15 protein-coding genes and 1 pseudogene are annotated in these 17,541 nt (G+C 47.1%); 12 read left to right on the top strand and 4 right to left on the bottom strand.

The window, feature by feature from the left end:
* Window positions 1-19: 19 nt before the first annotated feature.
* From L6H98_RS19005 to L6H98_RS18980, 6 genes are all read left to right on the top strand, one after another.
* On the top strand, window positions 20-730 hold the full coding sequence (locus tag L6H98_RS19005; RefSeq protein ID WP_236417460.1) for a hypothetical protein: 711 nt from the start codon (window positions 20-22) through the stop codon (window positions 728-730).
* Between the two features lie 88 nt (window positions 731-818).
* Window positions 819-1,220, top strand: a complete 402-nt coding sequence (locus L6H98_RS19000; RefSeq protein ID WP_236417459.1) for a GntR family transcriptional regulator — start codon at window positions 819-821, stop codon at window positions 1,218-1,220.
* 7 nt (window positions 1,221-1,227) lie between these two features.
* Window positions 1,228-2,145, top strand: coding sequence for an ABC transporter ATP-binding protein (locus L6H98_RS18995; RefSeq protein ID WP_236417457.1), 918 nt, complete (start codon window positions 1,228-1,230; stop codon window positions 2,143-2,145).
* Complete coding sequence (locus L6H98_RS18990; RefSeq protein WP_236417455.1) at window positions 2,142-3,044, top strand: ATP-binding cassette domain-containing protein; 903 nt, start codon at window positions 2,142-2,144, stop codon at window positions 3,042-3,044. Before L6H98_RS18995 ends, L6H98_RS18990 begins: the two co-directional genes overlap by 4 nt.
* Window positions 3,037-4,332, top strand: coding sequence for an ABC transporter permease (locus tag L6H98_RS18985; protein ID WP_236417453.1), 1,296 nt, complete (start codon window positions 3,037-3,039; stop codon window positions 4,330-4,332). The genes L6H98_RS18990 and L6H98_RS18985 overlap by 8 nt, the downstream gene beginning before the upstream one ends.
* 288 nt (window positions 4,333-4,620) lie before the next feature.
* Window positions 4,621-5,841, top strand: coding sequence for a TraB/GumN family protein (locus tag L6H98_RS18980; RefSeq protein ID WP_236417451.1), 1,221 nt, complete (start codon window positions 4,621-4,623; stop codon window positions 5,839-5,841).
* 246 nt (window positions 5,842-6,087) lie between these two features.
* On the opposite strand, the gene L6H98_RS18975 is transcribed toward L6H98_RS18980, so the two are convergent.
* Window positions 6,088-6,588 carry a MarR family transcriptional regulator gene (locus tag L6H98_RS18975; protein ID WP_236417449.1) on the bottom strand — a complete coding sequence of 167 codons (501 nt, stop codon included), beginning with the start codon at window positions 6,586-6,588 and terminating at the stop codon, window positions 6,088-6,090.
* Window positions 6,589-6,760: 172 nt separating this feature from the next.
* Here L6H98_RS18975 and L6H98_RS18970 point away from each other — a divergent pair, with 172 nt between their 5' ends.
* A complete protein-coding gene (locus tag L6H98_RS18970; protein ID WP_236417447.1) occupies window positions 6,761-6,901 on the top strand; it encodes a hypothetical protein in 141 nt (46 codons plus the stop codon).
* Between the two features lie 193 nt (window positions 6,902-7,094).
* On the top strand, window positions 7,095-7,541 hold the full coding sequence (locus L6H98_RS18965) for an SgcJ/EcaC family oxidoreductase (protein ID WP_236417445.1): 447 nt from the start codon (window positions 7,095-7,097) through the stop codon (window positions 7,539-7,541).
* Between the two features lie 421 nt (window positions 7,542-7,962).
* Here L6H98_RS18965 and L6H98_RS18960 read toward each other — a convergent pair whose 3' ends face one another.
* The 3 genes from L6H98_RS18960 to L6H98_RS18950 all read right to left on the bottom strand — a co-directional run bounded on the left by L6H98_RS18960 (window position 7,963) and on the right by L6H98_RS18950 (window position 11,915).
* The gene (locus L6H98_RS18960) at window positions 7,963-9,300 is read right to left on the bottom strand and encodes a sulfatase (protein ID WP_236417444.1); all 1,338 of its coding nucleotides are present in this window, start codon (window positions 9,298-9,300) and stop codon (window positions 7,963-7,965) included.
* 28 nt (window positions 9,301-9,328) lie between these two features.
* Window positions 9,329-10,885: a PTS transporter subunit EIIC gene (locus tag L6H98_RS18955; protein WP_236417441.1), complete on the bottom strand. Its 1,557-nt coding sequence runs from the start codon at window positions 10,883-10,885 to the stop codon at window positions 9,329-9,331.
* A gap of 202 nt (window positions 10,886-11,087) precedes the next feature.
* Window positions 11,088-11,915, bottom strand: a complete 828-nt coding sequence (locus L6H98_RS18950) for a PRD domain-containing protein (RefSeq protein WP_236417440.1) — start codon at window positions 11,913-11,915, stop codon at window positions 11,088-11,090.
* 283 nt (window positions 11,916-12,198) lie between these two features.
* Here L6H98_RS18950 and L6H98_RS18945 point away from each other — a divergent pair, with 283 nt between their 5' ends.
* The 4 genes and pseudogenes from L6H98_RS18945 (at window position 12,199) to L6H98_RS18930 (ending at window position 17,007) form a co-directional block, all read left to right on the top strand.
* Window positions 12,199-12,699, top strand: a complete 501-nt coding sequence (locus tag L6H98_RS18945; protein WP_236417439.1) for a PTS glucose transporter subunit IIA — start codon at window positions 12,199-12,201, stop codon at window positions 12,697-12,699.
* A gap of 245 nt (window positions 12,700-12,944) precedes the next feature.
* Window positions 12,945-13,078: pseudogene (locus tag L6H98_RS18940) on the top strand (IS200/IS605 family transposase); the annotation flags it as partial.
* Window positions 13,079-13,258: 180 nt separating this feature from the next.
* A complete protein-coding gene (locus L6H98_RS18935) occupies window positions 13,259-15,235 on the top strand; it encodes an immunoglobulin-like domain-containing protein (RefSeq protein WP_236417438.1) in 1,977 nt (658 codons plus the stop codon).
* A gap of 188 nt (window positions 15,236-15,423) precedes the next feature.
* On the top strand, window positions 15,424-17,007 hold the full coding sequence (locus L6H98_RS18930) for a histidine-type phosphatase (RefSeq protein WP_236417437.1): 1,584 nt from the start codon (window positions 15,424-15,426) through the stop codon (window positions 17,005-17,007).
* The last annotated feature ends 534 nt before the right edge of the window (window positions 17,008-17,541 follow it).

Below are 17,541 nucleotides of genomic sequence, written 5' to 3'. Positions count from 1 at the left end.
AGGAAAGGCAGGATATGGCATGGGCGCATGGAAACAGGCGTGGTGGTTAACAAGGAATGAGCAAAGCAAGGACCGCTTTCAATGGTTATGGAGTGCCATATTCATGATTTACTGCGGCGGTATGGGAGGGGTTATGCTGGTCGGGGAACAGGAAGTTCCGAGCGTCGTCTTTGACGGATATTTCATGATCATGCTTCCCTTTCAAGGCTTCTTGTTCAGCAGAAGATCTTTTCGCTACATCCAGGAAGACTCTTATACCCAGATGCTGATCTACTATCGCAGGCTGCCGATTTCCGCACAAGCCGTGATGTGGTCCAGATTGCAGCAGTCCTTGCTGGCATTCATCTATAACGGGATTTTCTTTTATGGCTCGTTGTATGTTACCCAATTGCATCACCAGGGTTTTCGTCTGGATCAGTACCTGGCTTTTAGCCTGACGTGTACCGGATTCGGATTCCTGATTACAGGATTCTATATTTACGGGGAATTTCTGCATAGCGGAAAAAAATATTTGCTGCTAAGCGCTTTTCAGGTCCCTTTGATCATTTTGTTGGTTTTCATCATTCATTTGACCGGAAATAACGGGTTTATGTCTGCCATAAAGATGAGCAAAACTTGGGGATTGCTTTCTCCGCTGATGTGGATCATGTTGGCCGTCGGATTGACGTCGTTATGGCTTCTCAGCAGGGTTACGCTAAAACAACTGATTAAAAGGGACTTAAGCATATAAATGAACACAAATAACTTGAGACATGTAAATGACGAACCGGCTCGTTCATGTGATGAACCGATGTGTACCAGAGAGCGGGGTGCAAGGCATGAATATACCGATTCAAATCAATGAAAACAGCGCTGAACCTTTATATCACCAAATTGAAAACCAGTTAAGGTCATTAATCATTACTGGCCAATTGGGGGAGGGAACACATTTGCCGTCCATTCGGGAGTTTGCGGGATCGCTGAATTGCAGCGTCATCACGGTTCGCCGGGTGTATCAGGACTTGGAGAACGAGGGATTACTGCGCACCAAACAGGGAACGGGTACATTTGTTGCCAAGGTCGAAGCGGGGGATCGGGAAAATTATAAATTTACGGCGGCCAGAGATGCGCTGCGCGCTGCGGTTCAGGCAGGCAAGTCGGTCGGTTGCGATGAAGAAGAGATGCTAACGTTGTTTAAAGAAGTTGTCGCAGACGTTTACAATCCGAAGGCAAGGGAGTGATGTGCTGATGGAAGCTATGGCGGTTCAATTGAAGGGTGTCTCCAAAATGCGAAAGCGCAGAATGATCGGTCCGATTGACCTGAACATTCCGGAGGGGTATGTCGTGGCCATTCTCGGCCATAACGGATCGGGCAAAACCACGCTGCTGAACATGCTGCAGCAGATCGTGCTGCCGGATGCGGGCGAGATACGCTGGTTTGGCCAAACTCATGTTGGAGAACTGCCCCTTGACATCAAGCAGCAGATCGGTTTCGTGACCGACGGCGCGGTGGAAGAAAATCATGTGACTGCGAAGGATGCGGCCCGATTCCGTGCCTACTTGTATCCTCGCTGGGATATGGACCTGTTCAATCGGCTTATGGATGAGATGGAAGTTCCGCAGGACGTGAAGCTCATTAAACTCTCCAAAGGAGAACGCCGCAAATTTGAAATTGCTGCCGCTTTGGCCTCAAGGCCGAAATTGCTGCTGTTGGATGAGCCATCTTCGGGGCTGGACCCCTTTGCATGGAAAACGATGGTGGATCAGTTCCGCCGCTTCATGGACAACGGGGACACCACCATATTGATTGCTACGCATATTGCCGATGAGGTGAAGCGATTAGCGGATTACATCATATTGATGAACCGCGGACAGTGCTTGGGCATCGCGGAGAAAGACGTCGTTCTCGACCAGTGGAGAGAGGTCTGGTACGAAGGGGACTTGAAGCCGGAGAGCATCCCGGGCGCCGTCGAATCGTACCGTGAAGCCGGCGGACTCATTCGGGTGATCACGACAAGGATCAGCGAAGCGCGAGAGCGACTGGATTTGGCCGAAGCAAACATTTTGAAAGTCCGGAACCTTGAGCTCGATGAGGTGCTGGAGTTTTGGATTGCCGGATACGCTCCGGCACAATGGAGATCACCGAAGGGAGACGATGAACGATGAATCGACTGGCATTGAGGCAAGTGGTTAAACAGTATGCAGACAAAACGGCGGTTAACGGAGTCACGCTTGATGTGGCTGAAGGTGAGATTTATGGCTTGTTGGGGGCGAATGGAGCGGGGAAAACGACGACCATGCGCATGGTATTGGGGTTGATTCACCCGGACGGCGGCGAGATTCGCTATAACGGCAAACCGTACAATGCGGAGCTGCAGCAAATCATGGGTTACCTTCCCGAGGAGCGGGGGTTATATCCAAAAGTGAAGGTTAGTGAGCAGATCAACTACCTGGCACGTTTGCGCGGCATGAGCGGCAAGGATGCCGACAAAAGCCTGAAATACTGGCTCGAACGTTTCGAAGTGCCCGAATATTACGATAAGAAGATTGAAGAGCTTTCCAAGGGCAATCAGCAAAAAATGGGCTTCATCGCGGCCGTGGTGCATCGGCCTCAGATTCTGATTTTGGATGAGGCGTTCAGCGGTCTCGATCCGGTCAACGTAGAATTGCTCAAATCGACCGTTAAGGAGCTGCGCGATGAAGGAACGGCCATTCTGTTCTCCACGCACCGGATGGAGCATGTGGAAGAGCTTTGCCGCCGAATAACGATTCTCCATCGTTCCAACACGGTCGTTCAGGGGGATATCAAGGAGATCAAAGGCCGATATCCGCGCGAGCAGGTGTATTTAAGCACTACTGGCCAAGTGAATGGTTTGGAGCAGTTGTCTGGCGTCACCAAAGTGGACCGTACGGAGAACGGGTATCAGATCCGAATCGGCCAAGCGGAAGCGGCGCAGGAAATTCTCAGACTGGCCATGTCGCAGACGACGGTAGAACATTTCGAAATCAAGGAACCAACGTTGAACCAAATCTTTATTCGTGAGGTAGGTGAGTCGAATGAATAAGATGGGCACGATTGTCGGCTTTACGTTTAAGAATAAAGTCAAAACGAAGTCTTTTGTGGTCACAACCATAGTGCTTGCGCTTTTGATTTCCATCGGCATTAATATTCCGTATTTTATCAATATGTTTAATGGCGGCTCAGGCGGTGAAGGAACGAGTGCCAATCCAGTCAACATCGGTTTGTTGAGCGAAGGCCAGGATGAGATCGCGAGCAAGCTGCAGGCATTCTCCGCAGCGCAGGGAGATCAGGCTTATCGTTTCGTATCCGATGAAGGCAAGGATGAAGCCGCTTTGAAGGCCGACGTGGAGTCGGAATTGCTGGACGGGTATTTGAAACTGGAGCCTGCGACGAACCAGAGCTTCCCGCAGCCCGTACTCTATTCGGCAGAAGACGTCTCTCCGCAAATTATCGCTTCCATTGAAGCTGCCCTGCAGAGCGTGAAGTTGGATGTCATTACGCAGAACACGTTGACTGCAGAACAAAAGGCATTGATCAGCACACCCGTGAAGGTGACTGCGCAAAGTCTCGAGGCAGGCCAGAATGGCGCTGCTGAAGAAGGCGGCAACGGCATGAGTCCGATCAACTATGTTGTGGTTTACCTGCTGATCATCCTGTTGTTTACGTCCACGATGATGACGGGCAATATGATCGCTTCCGAGATCACAGCCGAGAAGAGCTCGCGAATCATGGAGATTTTGATCACGAGCGTGTCCCCGCTCAGCCAGATGTTCGGCAAAATCATCGGGATTTTCCTGGTGGGCATGCTGCAGATCGGCATTTTCGGAGCAGTGATCGCAGGGAATATCATGCTGCCTCACAATCAAGGCGTATTGAGCGAATTCAGTATGAACCTTAGCGACGTGAACGTGTCCGTCATTGTATATGGTTTGATCTTCTACATTCTGGGTTACTTCCTCTATGCCGTGTTGTTTGCGGCGATTGGTTCGATGGTAAGCCGTACGGAGGAGCTTGGGCAGGCGGTGCTGCCGATTACGATGCTGTCCCTGGCTTCCTTTTATATCGCGCTCTTTAGCATTTCTGCACCCGACATTTTGCTTTTGAAAGTAGCCAGCTTTGTGCCGTTCACTTCGCCTACGGCGATCCTGGTACGCATCGGGGCGGGCGTTGCACCGACATGGGAGATTTGGGTATCGCTGGCCATTCTGGTCGTATCGATTCTGGCCTTTGGCTGGTTGGCGGCAAAAATCTACCGTACCGGGGTCCTGATGTACGGCAAACGCCCAACGTTCAAGGAGCTTTTCAAAGCCATGAAGGCGTACAAAATTTAATATTGAAGACAGCCTGCTGTTAACTGCTGCTGCTGCTGTTTGCTTGCTTGCGGCGGCGCTTGCTGCCACTGCTGGCTGGATGCTTTCTGCGTGCCGCCATCACCACTGTTCCGCGTGTAAGCATGTGGTGATGGGCGGTTCGTGGAAGTTCGGGAGTAGGGTTACTCACGGGTCGAGGTTACTGCGCTGGAATCAAGTGGCACCAATCTAAATCTTAATCCGTAGTACCTTAAGTGTCTTATCATCATTTTTTTAAAATACTATATTCCTTAAAGGAGAGTACATAATATGAAAAACTGGAAACGCATGCTCTTGTCACTAACCATCTCGGTTGGTTTGCTCGCATCTGCAGTGCCGGCGATGGCCGCGCCGCAGCAGACCTCGGTGAAAGTGAATGACGAAACGGTCGAATACACTGTTGGTGCACCGGTTAATGATAAAGGAACAACACTTGTGCCGCTGCGCTCCACATTGGACGCCATGGACGTGAAGCTGACGACAGCAACGGATGATACGATTACAGCCGTGGTTAACGGCAAGACGATTACGCTGAAAAGCAAGCTTACGCGCATCAATGGCGTAACGTACGCGCCGATCCGCATCGTTGGAGACGCTGCAGGTTACGAAGTTGACTGGGATGCGAAGACGCGTACGGTATTGTTGGTTTCCAAAGGCGGGGCAACAGAAACCGTTCAGACCGGCGGACGCGGCTTTATGTGGGAAGTCGAAAGCAATGGTAACACGGTATATCTGGTAGGCTCGATGCATATTGCAGATGATAGCTTCTATCCATTGCGTAAAGAGTTTGAGGAAGCATTTGCCGAGGCGGATTATCTTGGAGTAGAGATCGATATCAGCAAAGCGGCAGACGAAGCGCAACAGAAACTGGTGCTGGATCTGGGATCTTACCAGGATGGCACAACGCTGAAGGACCACATCTCCAGCGAGACTTACGCTCAACTGGGAGAGATTTTGAAGAAAAACGGAATGGAGTCTAATGCGCTGGATACATTCAAGCCATGGGTTGTGGAGAGCACGCTGGCAAGCCTGAAATCCATGAAAGCAGGTTATGAAGCTTCCGCCGGAGTAGATCTGTACTTCATTCAGAAAGCGATCGAGCGCAAACTTCCGGTCATCGAACTGGAGTCGTATGAATCCCAACTGGGCATGTTCAATAACTTCTCGAAAGAGCTGCAAGAAAAAACGCTGAAAGTAACATTGGACAATTTTGACGTGCTGGATGACAGCGTGGATCAAATGGCTGAAATGTGGAAAACGGGCAACGACGAGCAGCTGCTGGAGCTGACGAACAGCTTCTCCGATGACGAGGAATACAACAAAGCGATGCTGATCGACCGTAACATTGGCATGGCCGACAAGATCGACGGATACTTGAAAAACGGCAAAGGCGAGGAGTATTTCATTGTAGTCGGTGCAGCGCACTACCTGGGCGATCACGGGATTGTGAAGCTGCTGGAGGATAAAGGGTATAAAGTAGAGCGGAAGTAAATAACAAAGGGGCCGATATGGATAAATATCGGCCCTTTGGTTATTTTTGAAGATAAACCTATTGTTTTTGCATATTTAGGTGCCCATTCAGGTGTTCCATGCTTTTTGAAGTAATATAGTTTGTTTATATATTCATTTAAAACTTTCTGAGGGCTCCTTCATTTCTCTAAACCAACGACGCCCGCTTTGTTTTCGAGATTATTATTTTCTGGCTGGTGCTTCTGGAGCACTAGCCTTTTTTTACGGTTAATTGCTGTTGGAATCTTCCTGATTCTTCAATTTATCCATTTCAGCAAGCGTCATTTCGTTGCACTGGCGGATGAATTCAAGGATCAGAGACGTTTGCTGCTCATCGTACCGCGACAGGATCCGAAGTGTGGACTGCATAACCGATTGGAACAGAGGGGAAATTTCGGCGGAACGCCCTTCCGCAGGCTTGACCACCACTCGTCTACGATCGTTCGGATCTTTATCCCTGGTGACATAGCCGGCCTGCTCTAACCGATCGATAACATTGGTCACGGCGCCTGTCGTCAAACCGGTTAATTGGGCCAATTGTCCGGCGGTTACGGCACCAGTACGGTTTAAAAAGTCCAGACACTTGTGATCGGTCGCATTCAACCCCAATTTTTCCGAAATGAGCTGGTGAAGCATAACGGCTCGCGCGCTGTTTTGGCGCAATTCGTAAAGCAAAGCCTGTTGCGATGGAGATAGGTCATGAAACTCTAGGGAATTGCCTCTTGACATAGCGAAACCTCCAATATAAGATTAAATTATCTTAATTAATTAAGATATATAATGAATTAAGAAAATAAGTCAATTAAGAATTTTATGAAGTCAGTATATCACAATGCCAAATGACCGCAAAATATTTTTGACGAAGAACGGAGCAATTGGGGAATGGGGACGGCCGATTCACGTGTCAACCAGCCTGGTTCACGCCAACAAGCTGAATGAATCCGCTAACCTGACAGCCAAAGCGGCTTTGCACGGCTTCAGCCGCATGTTGGCGGTGGAGCTGGCAGCGGGATATTTTATAACGTGGGCATACCTGAACTGACGTGATCGGAATGGGTAACGCACGTATTGCCGCAACAGATGCTCAATGATATGCGCGATCGTTTCCGACAGGACGATCGGGCACCCCGATGACGTCGCGAATCTGATCCTTTATCTGGGACGCCGCGAACAGTTTTGTCAATGGTGAAGAAATCCGCGTTACCGGCGGAAAATAACAATGAGGTGCGTGCATAATGATGGAAAATCGCAATGTACAGGGTGTAAGCGAGATCGAATATTTGTTTGAGAAGCTGAAGCTGGCCTGGGACAGAGGGGATGGAGAGGCCTATGGGGCCTGTTTCACGGAAGATGCCGACTATGTCACGTTTCAGGGGGAGCATCTGCAAGGGAGAAAAGCGATTGCCGATACGCATCAGCAGCTTTGGAACAGCGTGCTGAGAGGATCGACTTTGGAAGGCGAGATTAAGAAGATTCATTTCATTACGCCGGAGTTCGCCATTTTTCATGGATTGGGTACGGTCAAACTTAGATGGCAAAAGACAGCGCCGAAGAAAAGAGACTCCATTAACACGAATGTCGCCGTTAAACAAAACGGCGAGTGGAAAATAGCCTCTTTCCAGAATAGTCGAATTTCGGGTCCGGGCCTTATGCAAAAAATATTTACGAAGCTCAGCAAGTAACCCCTGCCTGTAGAGAGAAAAGACGCATTGTTCGAAACCAGTGGATCGTCAACGGGGAGGTTTATCCGTATACGCCGACCTTTGTCGTCAAAGAAGGCGAGACCATTAAAACGATCTTTATCAATAAAAGTTTATCGGAGTATCCGATGCACCGTCAGACCTGAGAATGATATTTTAAGAAGACAGCCGGTTAATTCGTGAACTGCACCCCAATTGTTTAGACACCATCTAACAATCGAAGGTGCAGTTTTTTTGTCCAAATTTAATTTAGACTTGAAGATAGAAGCTATTCATCAATATTTATCAGGAATGAAGGGATTAAAAGCATTGCGAAATCCTTAAGTATTGATCATGAAGTCCTCCGTAATAAAGACGGTCTGTCTTCTTGGAAAGTACGTCGAGTCGATAGACGTTTTTCTTATTATTTGTTTCCTGGAATATATGCTCTGCCGTAACGGGCTTCCTCCGCCCATTTTGCCGATTCGATGCCTTCAACCGGACCGTGAAGCAGCGGGTCGTCAGTAGAGGACATCCATTGTTCCACTTTGGTACGAAGTTCCCGGGCTATCTCAGCATAATCGGGGTCATCGATCAAATTGGTATATTCAAGCGGGTCCTTCTCCAGATCATACAGCTCCTCAGGCTCGTTGGGGACATAGAACTCTTCACGGACATCCGGCCCCGAGATGCTGCGGTGAATATCGACAGGCATATAGATTTTCGGCCCGTCCTCGAAGTTTTTTACATATTTATAACGACTTGTTCGGATGCCGCGCATCGGATGGTATTTATCGTGCCAGGTCAGCTCGCAGAAGAAATCGTTACGCACAGGTTTCTTTTCTTCTCGCAGCAACGAAGCAAAGCTTCTGCCGTCAATGTCTGCAGGGATTCCGGCGTCCGCCAGCTCCAGCAGGGTCGGCATGATATCGATATTGCATAACAGCTCATTAATGACCCGGCCTCCTTCGATGAGCTTGGGGCTGTACATAATAAGCGCCGTTTCCAGTCCGGCATCCTTCATCGTGCCTTTGGCACGCGGGAATGCGATTCCGTGGTCTGTGGTGTATACGACAATTGTGTTATCCTCTAGCCCTGTCTCTTTTAAGGTGCGCATTATGCGGCCCACTGCTTCATCCAGCACTTTAACGGAACCGTGAAACTGTGCCAAATCCTTGCGGATATTTTCCGTGTCCGGAAGATAGGGAGGAACCTGAACCTGGCTGATATCGTCCTTGACATTGTCGTACTCGTCAAAGGAGCGGTGAGTCTCCCAAAAGCCGATATTGGCGAAAAAGGGCTGTCCCTCCGGTTCGTTTGCTTTTTTCTGTAAAAATTCAATGGCCGTTTCGGCCACCTGAGGAGCTCTGGAACCCTCGATCCCCAAATAGTTTTGATAACCCAGCTTGTAAGTGGAGCTGTAGGTTCCTTTTTCCTCTTCACCTATAGTTTCATGGCTGAAGCCGATAAGCGTTGTGTCATACCCGGCCTCATTCATGGCCATCGGCAGTGTAGTTTGATCTTCCCCGATATGAAAATTTAAATGAGCCAAGCCGATCAGGCCGTTGTTATGCGGATATTTGCCTGTCAGAATGCTGCCTCTGCTGGGACTGCACTGTGGAGCAGGGCAGTAGTACTCGTCAAATCTAACCCCTTCCGCAGCGAGACGGTCCAGCTCCGGGGTTGGGACCTGATGTCCGTAACAGCTGAGATAACGACCGGTATCATGAGATATCATGAAAACAATATTAGGTTTACTCATCTTAACCAGCTCCTTTTTTCTTTATCTCTTATTCTCCCATTAATTCCTCAATTTCCGTTTTGATCACGGCCACATGCGGGCCGTAAATCACCTGTACCCCTTTACCGCGGATAATGACTCCACTGGCTCCGGTTTGTTTTAGCTGCTCTTCCGATACCTGTCCCTCTTGATGTACGGTAACGCGCAGGCGGGTTGCACAGCAGTCCAGATCTTCGATATTGCTATTGCCGCCCAGTGCGGCCAGGATGCGGCCGGCCTGATTGTCGGTGGAAGCACCCGCATTCGTAGGTTCTTCCTGATCCGCTGCGTTTCCAGCATCTTCTCTCCCAGGTGTTTTTAAATCCAACTTTTTAATGAGGATGCGGAACGTAAAGTAGTACAGGAAGAAGAAAGCTATGCCCGCAATCGGAATGAGAACCCAGTTCGTTTTTTCATCGCCCTGAAGAATACCGAATAGCGTAAAGTCAATGAGTCCCGCAGAGAACGTCATGCCAATGGTAATGTTCAGCATGTGAGCAACCATATACGCAAGACCCCAATATGCGGCATGGATTACGAACAGGATCGGAGCGACAAAGAGAAATGCAAACTCCAAAGGTTCGGTGATGCCTGTCAAAAAGGATGTGATCGCACCGGTAAGCAGCAGGCCGAACACTTTTTTCTTGTTTTCCGGTTTGGCGCAGTGATACATGGCCAGTGCCGCACCCATTATGCCAAACATCATGGTCAGATATTTGCCGCTCATAAAGCGCGCAGTGCCGACAAAATAGTGCTGTGTGGCCGGATCTGCCAGCTGGGCGAAGAAGATGTTTTGCGCTCCCTGCACCTGGGTTCCGTTAACCATCATGGAGCCGCCAAGCGCTGTCTGCCAGAATGGGAGGTAAAAAATGTGGTGAAGCCCCAAGGGGCCGAGCAGCTTGACAATAAAGCCGAACAGAAATGTTCCGAAATAACCTGTGCGGTCCACGAGACCGCCAAGCCCGGCAATGCCCGATTGGATCGGCGGCCAGATGAAGAACATCAGGAGACCGAGCAATACGGCGGAGAAAGAGGTGATAATGGGTACAAATCTTGACCCGCTGAAAAATCCCAGCCACTGCGGCAGCTTGACCTTGCCGAATCTTTTGTGCAGAACATAAGTTAACAGGCCGACAATGACACCGCCGAACACACCGGTCTGGAGTGTTTGAATCCCCAGAATCATCGCCTGCCCGACGTCGGCCAGCTTTTCTTTGGCCAATGTCCCGGAAATGACGAGCAGGGCGTTCATGGAAGCGTTCATGACGAGATAAGAGAGCACTGCTGCCAGCCCCGCAACGCCTTTGTCGCTTTTCGCCAGCCCTACGGCAATGCCGACAGCGAAGATGATCGGCAGGTTGCTGAAAATGATTTGGCCGGCATAGCTCATGATGACAAAAATCGCCTGCAGCCACACTTGATCCAGAAACGGATAATTGCTGATCGTGTTCGGATTGGAGAAGGCTCCCCCGATACCCAGCAGCAGTCCGGCTGCTGGCAGAACAGCGATAGGTAGCATTATGGCCTTGCCAAAAACCTGGAACCGGCTGAACAGATTTTTAAACATAATATCCCCCTCTTTTCATTCTGGGGATTAGTTTCTGATTCCATGCTTTTGGGCAACAAAAAAAGACCTAAAATGCCGAAGGTATACCTGTACCTTATAAGCATTCTAGGTCTTGCCTGCATGACCAGTCACAATCCCCTGTATGTGATTGACGTTTGAATGAGCCCATTGTAAACGGTTTATTTTCATTCGTCAACAAATTTTATACATCTTCAAGAATTCTCTGCAGATGCAGGGCGATGTATGCCATTTCCGATTCCGGAAACTCGATACGATACTTTTGCTGCAAATATTCGGCTGCCTTTTTGGCTGCTTTAAAGCCATGCTTGTACGTTTTTTTGATCATTTTCAGCATGTCCTTATCCAGGGTGTGAAAGGGCTTTTGGTCATAAAAACGGCTGAGTGCCAATTCCAGGTGAGTGAGTAGGCGATGGTATGAGATGCTGTCTTGATCAATATCCGCGCCCAGTTCCTCCAGCATGATTCCGACTGTCTCCTGGATGATGATCGTTTTCTTGATGGATTTTTCAATATGCGAGTTTTCCATCTTGGCCGTATGGATATGCAGGGCGATATAGGCGGCCTCATCCTCCGGGAATTCAATACCAAAGGCGTCTTTAATCTGTTCCAAGGACCACAGTCCGATTTTGTACTCCGTACCGTACAGCAGCCTGATCTCGTTCAGCAGCTTGTTCCTCACCTGAATGCCATTCCTGGAACGTTCAATGGCGAAGGACAGATGGTCAGTCAGCGCAATATGAATATGGTTATTCAGACTCATGCCCAACACCTGTTCGGCGTGTGAGATAATTTTTTCTCCCATGGCGATATGGGATTCGGGTACAGAGCTTAACAACTGCTGAAATTTTTTGCTTTCTTCCTTCAGCACAAAGGTTTTCTCAATTTTAGCCGGGTCGATCAAGTCATTCTTGCCTTTTTGGAACGCGATGCCCGGACCCATGATGATCTTTTCTTCATCACCTTCCTTCACCACAACGGCATTGTTGTTTAAAACACGGTTGATTTTCATATCATTTCTCCAATCCACTTTCACAGCTCTGAAACTTAAAATTTTGTGGTTCTGATTGTATCAATACTTCTACGTGAAGTCATCCTCAAAATTTTTCGAGTTCGTTGCACTATATCTGCAATCATTGACAGGCAGGCAGAAATTAATTAATATAGTGGCATAATTTAATGATGCGGGATTGTGACTGTTTAGCAGGCAAGACCCAAAATTTGGTACGGACAACTTTCCGCACTGAATTTTGGGTTTTTTTTATTTCCCGGACGACTACAAGGAGGAGATACAGATGCTGTCATTTTTCAAAAAGGATAAAACAATCAAGGAGCTTGCTGTAATGGCTCCTATTACAGGACAGGTTGTGGGCCTTGAACAGGTGCCTGACCCAGCCTTTGCCGGCAAAATGATGGGTGAGGGAGCGGCCATTGCACCGGTGGAAGGTAAAATGTATGCTCCGTTTGACGGAAAAATTGCGCAGCTTATTAAATCCAAGCATGCTATCATTCTGGAGCATGAGTCCGGGGCGCAGGTGCTTATTCATGTGGGAATCGACACTGTTTCTTTGAAAGGGTCTGCATTCTCCCCGGCCGTTCAAACAGGGGATAAAGTGAAGCAGGGCCAGTTGATGATGGAATTTGATATGGATATGATCCGTAAAGCGGGTCTGCCGGTCATTACTCCCGTAATTGTTCCTGACGGAATCGATGCGGTTCAAGCCGTTCAGGTTCATGAGGGCAGTGGCGTAACAGCAGGAAGAGACACCATAATGACGATTAAACTGGGAAAATAAAACTGGCGGCTGGAATTTTATTATGAATCCGCCGATGAGAGCGATTCCAAGCATAGACCCACCTCACGAGTAAGGTGGATGAGTCTTTGCGTTCCATTGGGGGGCCGGTTCCAACAGCTTCAGTACAGATTGGGGCTGTCCTTCTTCCGTTAAAACCGATACTCAAATACCTCAATTGAAGGAATCAGTAATGGGGACTTCGATGCTAAAGGCACAGCCTCAAGAGCGGAAGCATTGCAACTTATAAGGAAAAAGTAGCTTAATTGATATTTGATCGACATGTGCATCTAAAGTATCGGTATGGGAATCGGAAATGTTGGTGCAAAGGATTTTACGTGGATACCCTTGAAGGAACAGGAAAGTGATTGAAGAGGGCATCTCGCGATAGTTATCCATTTTGGAAGATGCAACGGAGGGCTATATGAGGGCTAGATTTGAGCTGACTTTTAAAAATTCGCTTGATCTACAAAAGAAAAGCAGGGCAACCGATATATATATGCTACCTAACTTTGCTTTAAACAGAAGCGTGGCATTATAACATCTTATGGAGGTCATCTGCTTGAAATTGCCCAAAAAAGCTTCATTACTTTTATCTGTTCTTCTGTTATCACCTATGGTACTGTCACCGACTAGCATCTACAATTTTAATGGATCAGGTAACATCGCCTTTGCGGCTGAACCGCAGGCTAATTCAATTACCATTACAGGACCAGGTGTATTTTCGCCTAATCGTGGGTTACAACTGACTGCGAACGGTACGATGAACAATGGCGAAATTACAGATATCAGTTCAACCGCTACTTGGAATTCCGACAACGAAGCTGTTGCAACAGTGTCTCCTGGAGGAATTGTAACGGGGGTAACGGAGGGGACCGCCAATATTACCGCATCACGTGATGGGAAAATCTCTGATACGTTCCCTGTCACAGTAACTTGGGCAACATACCAAAAGCTACAAGAAACCAAGGACTCATTAGAATTACCATTCACCGGTGGTCAAACTAAGGATAATGTCACCTCAAGTATCGATTTACCTACTCAGATGGAGAATGTATTTTTGTCCTGGTCTTCATCTGACACAACGATTATTGCAAACAATGGTAACGTTAAACGTCCTCCATACATTGGTGGGGATAAACAAGTTACGCTCACGGCTACACTTCAAGCTGGAAGTGAAGCTCCAGTAACGAAGGTGTTTACTCTTAACGTTGTTAGAGCAGAACCTACCCCAGAGGATAAGCTTCGTGAAGCCTTGGATGAGTTGCAGATCGGTTATTATAATGGAGACACGGCCGATGGGGTTAGAAGTTCAGTTGTTCGGTTGCCTATTGGAGGGAAATATGGATCGTCCATATCATGGGTATCAAGCGACCCGGAGATAATTACTTCCAATGGTAGGGTGTACCGGACGTTAGACGATACGGATCATGTCGTTAAATTGACTGCAAGAGTATATGTGGATGGGGTGTTTGAAACTCGTGACTTCATCCTTAACGTTAAACATATAAATAGAGATAAAATAATTACTTCGTTTGCTCTTGATGACCATGTTGGAGTTATAGATGAAGATAACAAAACAATCACGTTCGACATACCTAGGGGTGCATCTGACAAATCCATGATTGTTACTTATACTGCAAAAGCATTACAGGTTCTCGATAATGGGATTATGATGACTAGTGGGGTATACAACATTTATCCGTTCTTCGTTAAAGATTACAGTGTCACTGCTACTGATGAATTGCTGAATCCTGTACACTACAAGTTGGTATTTACAGGCGGATCCACAGCACCGACGCCAGAGCCAGCACCGACGCCAGAGCCAACACCAACGCCAGTACCAGCACCGACGCCAGTGCCAACACCGACGCCAGTGCCAACACCGACTCCATTACCTGCGCCAACGACAACGGATAACGCTTTTAGAAAAGACGTATTTAAGCCTGGCATCAGTGCTACTCAGGTACTGGAATCAAAAATTAACGATGCTCTTAAAAGTCAAGGCAACGCTTTTAAGCCGGTTGATATAAAAAATCATTGGGCCAAACAAACCATTGATATTTTCACTAAATTGAACATCATTAAAGGTTATGAAGACAAGACGATTAGACCTAATCAAGACATGTCCCGAGGAGAGTTCGTGGGGATACTGTCCCGCATTTTTGAGGTGGGTGGAACAAATCAGGTTGCTCTAAAAGATATTAAAGGTCATTGGGCGGAAGACGCCATTGTGCAGTTTACTCAAGCAGGTATTATTAGTGGAAACGGCGATGGTACATTTAAACCAAACAAGGCTATTACACGAGAAGAAATGGCCGTGATTCTATCCAAGATCGTCGATTTCCAAGGGATAACCCAAAACAAGATTGATAGCTCCAATCCCATTCAAATGGTAGCCCAAGCGGGCATTATTCAAGGTAATGGTAATGGGGACCTCAATGCAAAGGGCACAGCCTCAAGAGCGGAAGCGTTGCAACTGATCCTTAATACTTTAAAGCTGAACTCCAAAATCAAAACGATGCTTGAACTTTTATAAAAGAAATGAAGAAGCACACAAGGCGCCTTGATTTGCAGGCGCTTTTTTCTTTTCTTCAACGAACGAGCAATATTTTTTAGAATTTACATAAAATTAACAATGTTTAAAATTGCAATGATATTTCTCCCTTATAATCTGGTGAGCTGAAAAAGGAATCTAACATAAAGGGGACAGGCTAAGCCAACTACATGAAAAACATAAAAAAAATCGGAATTTCAGCAGCAGCACTTGCTTTGTTAACGTCTGTAGCGGTAATTGATGTTTATGGTGCGGGCTTTAAACGAACGATCGAGGTGTCCGAGCAGTCCGTCAATGTGATCATAAATGGACAAAAGATGGAAGGAGAATCGTTTCTCTACAATGGGGTAACCTATGTACCCGCGAGAGCGATCGGGGAAGCTTTAGGCAAGGAGGTAGGCTGGGACGAAAATACCCGCTCGGTGTTAGTGGGCCAGCAAGTGAATGATACGCAAGGGTACCGTGGGACCAAGACGCCATATCCTTTTAAGGAAACAACGTATACATCAGTTCCGGAAGGGTACAAGCCTGTGTTTGTCAATTATGTGGGAAGACATGGCTCCAGGCACTTATCTGCCTCCAAGTACGATAAAACGCTCTTGGAACTGCTCCAAATTGCTGAGAAGGATGGGCAGATCACCGAGCAAGGAAGAGAATTGAAAAATGAGATCGTAAAATTGATGGCAGTGGAAAAAGACCATTACGGTTTGCTTTCCGCCTTGGGTGAAGAAGAGCTGGAGGGGATCGGAGCCAGACTGGGTCAAAACTTTAAAGATATATTCAGTCCGGATAAAAAAATCATTGCACAAGCTACCTTCAAGGATCGGACGCCTCAGAGTAGAGACAACTTCTTGGAGGGACTTCAGAAAAGCCTGGGAGACGAAAACCTGGACATTCGTACATCCACCTTCGAAGAAGGAAAAGATCCGTATTTAAGACCATTCGACATCGCGACGAAATATAACGAATATGCAGAAGATGGGGAATGGGTAAAGCTGTTTGAGGACTACGCCTCACAGGAAACAGGCACGCGATATGCGAAGGAGCTTCTTTTACAATTCATATCACCAAGTTTTTATGAAAGGTTGGAAGCCGGGGAGTTTAAGCTGAAAGATGATAAAGGAAAGGTTAAACTGAGCAACCCGACAGATGCCGCCTCCAATCTATATGAACTGTACATCATCTCTTCTAATTTAAAAGAGGAGGGTAATTTTGAGTTCGGCGAATATTTCACTACAAACCAATTAAAGTGGTATGAAAGCATCGACAATATCAACGACTTTTATGAAAAAGGACCATCCCTAACGTCGACTGATTTGCCACAGAATATCGTTGCGCCTTTAGTTAAAGAATTGATTCATTCCACAGACCAGTCTCTAATGGAAGGAAATACAGCTGGAGTCTTCCGGTTTGCCCATGCAGAAACCATCATTCCTCTTTCCTCATTCTTGGACATTAAAGGCGCTAATGTCAGCGTAGATGATCCGAAGGAAGTGAGTACAAAATGGGATGGTTCCGTCATCTCCCCGATGGGTGCCAATATCCAGTGGGTCCTGTATTCCAACGGTAAAGATTATCTTGTTAAGATGCTGCGCAACGAAGAAGAAATTGCTTTCCCGATTGAAACGAATAGTTATCCGTATTACAAATGGGATGATGTCAAAGCATATTATGAAAACAAGCTGAAATCGGTTGGGGTAGATATGGACAGCAGTCTGGAAGATGATATTAAGCTGCTGCAAGAAAAGTTTTAACTGAGGTTATCATTATAGAGGGTACTAGGGGCTGCTAATGTTTAGCGGCCTCTTTATTAGATGTTCCACATACGATGAAGCTCACGGGGATGGAAACGATGATCGCCTGAGGCGGAGCATTTATGTGTTGTAATTTTATAGCTGGAGCATCGGCAAAAAAAGTTTTTTTGAGAAATCTATTTACAAGTGCTGAATGTCTATGGTATATTCTTATTCCGGCCAAGAAAACACCGAGAAACATGGTGCGGCAAGCAAAGCAAATAAGCTTCGAGAAAAGAAACTTAAAAAAAGTGCTTGCAAAGTTGGTTCGGATGTGATAAGATATAAGAGTTGCTAAGGACAACAACCTAGTAACGAAAACGAAGTTTGATCTTTGAAAACTGAACAACGAGTGAGTAATGCGAAGGTTTTTGGTACATGTCGTATGACTGTATAAAAACCGGAGCGACATTGAGATATTTTATCTCGTCAGATTCAAAATGAGCTAATCGCTCTTTTCAATACCTCAGATGATTTTCATCACGATTAACCTCG

Origin of the sequence: Paenibacillus sp. JJ-223, assembly GCF_927798175.1 — a bacterium.
Lineage (GTDB): Bacteria > Bacillota > Bacilli > Paenibacillales > Paenibacillaceae > Paenibacillus > Paenibacillus hubeiensis.
The sequence above is the reverse complement of the archived record's forward strand: the minus strand, read 5'-3'. Positions and strand labels throughout refer to the sequence as shown.